At 65.4% G+C, this 3649-nt stretch carries 4 protein-coding genes; 2 read left to right on the top strand and 2 right to left on the bottom strand.

Features of this window, described 5'->3' with window-relative positions; all coding sequences use genetic code 11:
• Both G3O00_RS41095 and G3O00_RS41100 read right to left on the bottom strand, forming a co-directional pair.
• Window positions 1–544, bottom strand: a 544-nt coding sequence (locus G3O00_RS41095; protein ID WP_206146422.1) for an FHA domain-containing protein, incomplete at its 3' end; no start/stop codon positions are given.
• A 44-nt stretch (window positions 545–588) separates the two neighbouring features.
• Entirely contained in the window at window positions 589–975 is a 387-nt protein-coding gene (locus G3O00_RS41100) for a TssQ family T6SS-associated lipoprotein (protein WP_027791608.1), read from the bottom strand.
• A 630-nt stretch (window positions 976–1605) separates the two neighbouring features.
• Here G3O00_RS41100 and tssJ point away from each other — a divergent pair.
• Together tssJ and tssK are read left to right on the top strand one after the other, a co-directional pair.
• Window positions 1606–2121 (top strand): type VI secretion system lipoprotein TssJ, encoded by a 516-nt coding sequence (gene tssJ, locus G3O00_RS41105; protein WP_206146423.1) that lies wholly within the window; start codon window positions 1606–1608, stop codon window positions 2119–2121.
• The gene (gene tssK / locus G3O00_RS41110; protein ID WP_206146424.1) at window positions 2118–3536 is read left to right on the top strand and encodes a type VI secretion system baseplate subunit TssK; all 1419 of its coding nucleotides are present in this window, start codon (window positions 2118–2120) and stop codon (window positions 3534–3536) included. Before tssJ ends, tssK begins: the two co-directional genes overlap by 4 nt.
• Window positions 3537–3649 lie beyond the last annotated feature (113 nt).

Below are 3649 nucleotides of genomic sequence, written 5' to 3' on the forward strand. Positions count from 1 at the left end.
CACGTGCGGAGCCACCTGGCCGTGCGCCGGCGTCCGCCGCCTTGCCGCGCGGCGCGAGACGATCCTGGAGTAGCCCCCATAGCCGGTTGCCGGCGCCTTTCGTATCGATCCGCGAAGCCGATGCTTGCGCGGGGGCCGCTGACGCGCGCGCCTGCGCCTGCGGATCGGCGTGCGCGCCGGCACCGGTCGCCATGTCGATGACCGGTGCGTCGTCGCCATCGCCGCCGTCGTCACGTTCGGCGCGCAGCACGTACGGCCCGATGCGGATGATGTCGCCGGTGTTGAGCGGGCGCTCCTGCGCGTAGCCGACCGGCTCGCGGTTCACTTCGATCGTCGATACGCTGCTCAGGTTCTTCAGCAGGCACGCGTCGTCGCCGACCTGCAGCAGCGCCTGCAGCCGCGAAATCTGCCGTGTGTCGTCGCGCAACACGAGATGGTTGTCGCTGGCCCGGCCGATGGTGCCGCCCGGCGGATGAAACACGACTGCGTCGTAGGAGTCGTTTTCGACCGGCTCGCCGGCATGTTCGATCACGATCAGTTGCATGTCATACGTCGCTCGGTGAAGCGCTCGCGTGGCAGCCGGTTCGTTCAGGATGACGACGCATGCCTGCGGCGCGCGAATTCGAACGCGGGCCCCCAGATCGGATGCCCCTTCTCGGCAGGGGACAAGTCGAAGCGCGGGTTGAGGTCGAGAATTTTCGAGAACTCGGCGCGGCACGGCGTGATGCGGTTCGTCACGCAGTAGCTGAACGCGAGGAGCTTGTGCGCGGCGACCTGCGTGTCGGTGTCGGCGCCGTCGATCTCCTTCGCATGGCTCAGCAGCGCGATCGTGCGCCCGTAGTCGCCGCTGTCGTACGCGGCGCGCGCGCTATCGACCGTCGCGCGTGCAGCCGACTGTGTCGGGGACGTACTGCACCCGCCGGCCCCCAGCAACAATGCGCCGAGGAAAAGAACGAGCGATGAACGACCTTTCATTATTGAAATTAAAGATTGGCGTAATTGGAAGGTGGCACACAAGCGCTGTTGGATTCTAGTGCCAATCATCGGCACAGAACCGGCTGTTACGTTTTGTTTCATTTCACCAATCCGTTTCCACCTGAATACAGAATCGACTACGAATTTCAGTGCTTGTGAAACAGGAAAAACGGCCTATAGTTCGCTGTGTTTTTCGGATTCGTCAGTTGTTTGGTCAGCACGCGTCAATGCACGAAAAACCGGACCGTCCGTTCGTGCAAAGCGAATAGCCTGGCACACCACCAGTGTCGCGAGCGTCCCTTGCTCGGCGGCCGGCCGGCTTGCGCCCCGTGCCCATTCGACAGGTGTCCACGCCACAGAACCGGGCCGCTCATGCGCACCGGTCGGATTAACTTTTGCCATTAATTTACCAACATCAATTCAATTGCCCATCATCTCGCCAAATCGACTTTCAAAAACCCTGATTGATATGACCCGGCTTTTTACAAGAACAATTTGCCGACACGGATTGCAATGGATGGATATGCAGGTTACACAATTACCGATCAATTAATTGTCCCTTTTTCAATCAGATCATCCGGTTTCGAAGCTGAAAACCGGCGCGTGGCTATTGGGTGGCGAGGGTGGAATATGCAATGGCGGTCGAGCAGTTTCATCGTATGGGGATGCGTGATGCTGTTGCCGGGGTGCGGTGCGACGGAGCACGCCGCGGCGGTGCCGTATGCGATCACGGTTGACGTCGCGCCCGACGTCAACCCGGACATGAACCGCAAGCCTTCGCCGATCGTGCTGAAGGTGTTCCAGCTCCGCGCGGCCTCATCGTTCGACAGCGCGGACTTCTTCTCGCTGCAGGACAAGCCGGAAAACGTGCTCGGCGCGGACCTGCTGGGCACCGACCGCGTGATCCTGCGGCCGGGCGAGTCGCGCACGCTGCACTATCGCGGCAACGTCGAGGCCGGCGCGGTCGGCGTGGTCGCCGAATACCGCATGCTCGAAAAGAACCGCTGGCGGCTGACGGTGCCGCTGCCGCGCGCAAAGCAGCTCAATCTCTACAAGTTCTGGCAGACGTCGCCGGGCGAACTGAAGCTGTCGATCGCCGTACGCAATGGCGGCATCGCACTGAACGATGCGAAGGGGCGCCCATGACCGAACCGACGATGTCCGCGACGCCGGTCGCGGCGCTCCGCCAGCGGGTGGTGTGGACCGAGGGGATGTTCCTGCGGCCGCAGCATTTCCAGCAGCTCGAACGGCACTGGGAACGCTACGTCGCGTTGCGCTGTCTGCCGCTGCAAGGCTTCTACTGGGGCTTCGACACGCTGGAGCTCGATCGCGAGCAACTGGCGCTCGGCAAGGTCGCGCTGCGCACCGCGTCGGGCGTGATGCGCGACGGCACGCCGTTCGACCTGTCCCATCCGGACGATCTCCCCGAACCGCTCGACGTACCGGCCGATGCGAAGGACCAGCTCGTCGTGCTCGCGCTGCCGCTGTGGCGCGGCGGCGGCGAGGAGGTGTCGTTCGGTGCGGGTGCGGGTGCAGGCAGCGGCAATGCCGCGAACGGCGCGAATGGCCCGAACAGCGGTGCCGATGTCGCGCGCTACGTCGTGCGCGAATACGAAGTGGCCGACGCGAACGCAGTCGCGCTAGGCCCCGCGCTGCTGCAGACGGGACGCCTGAACGTGCGGCTGATGCTGGAGGCCGAACTGACCGGCGACTGGCACGCGCTCGGCGTTGCGCGGATCGTCGAACGGCGCACCGATGCGCGGCTGCTCGTCGACGACGGCTACATTCCGCCGCGCCTCGTGGCGCAGCACGACACCGTGCTGCTGGCGTATGCGCGCGAGCTGCACGGGCTGCTCACGCAACGCAGCGAAGCGCTCGCGGAACGGCTGTCGGAGCCCGGGCGCGGCGGCGTGTCGGAAGTCGCGGATTTCCTGCTGCTGCAGCTCGTGAACCGCTATCTCGCGCTGACCTGGCATGCGCAGCAGCACGTGTCGACGCACCCGGAGGCGCTGTTCTGCGACTGGCTGAAACTCGCGTGCGACCTGAGCACGTTCACGGCGGCCGGCCGGCGCCCGCAGTCGCTCGCGGTCTACGTCCATGACGACCTGCGCACGAGCTTCGCGGAGCTGATGACCGAGCTGCGCCGGTCGCTGTCGACGGTGCTCGAGCAAAACGCGATCCAGATCGAGCTGCGCGATGCGGGCAACGGCATCCGTGTCGCGACGCTGGCCGACCCGGCATTGCGCGACACGGCCGGCTTCGTGCTCGCGGTGCGCGCGGACGTCCCGGCCGACAGCCTGCGCACTCGGTTTCCCGCGCAGGCGAAGCTCGGGCCGGTCGAGCGGATCCGCGACCTCGTGCAGTTGCAGTTGCCGGGCATCACGATGCGCCAGCTGCCGGTCGCGCCGCGGCAGATCCCGTATCACGCGGGCCATACGTACTTCGAGATCGACAAGGGCAGCGACCTGTGGAAGCAGCTGGCGCGCTCCGGCGGTCTCGCTTTTCATTTCGCCGGCGAATTCCCTGGGCTCTCGATGGAGTTCTGGGCGATACGCGGGTAAGGGCGGGGCGACGCGATGAATTCCTCCTCCGATTCGATCTCCCCCGGCGCCGGCGGATTCGTGCCGCCGAATCCGGGCGGCATGCATCCGGCCGCGGCGGGCGCGGCCGGCCC

This window comes from Burkholderia sp. Ac-20384 (assembly GCF_017104605.1).
Taxonomy (GTDB): Bacteria; Pseudomonadota; Gammaproteobacteria; order Burkholderiales; family Burkholderiaceae; genus Burkholderia; species Burkholderia lata.

Excerpts from the sequence above, each read along its gene's own strand:
- G3O00_RS41100 (WP_027791608.1), bottom strand. The coding sequence starts at position 975 with ATGAAAGGTCGTTCATCGCTCGTTCTTTTCCTCGGCGCATTGTTGCTG.
- tssJ (WP_206146423.1), top strand. The coding sequence starts at position 1,606 with ATGCAATGGCGGTCGAGCAGTTTCATCGTATGGGGATGCGTGATGCTG.
- tssK (WP_206146424.1), top strand. The coding sequence starts at position 2,118 with ATGACCGAACCGACGATGTCCGCGACGCCGGTCGCGGCGCTCCGCCAG.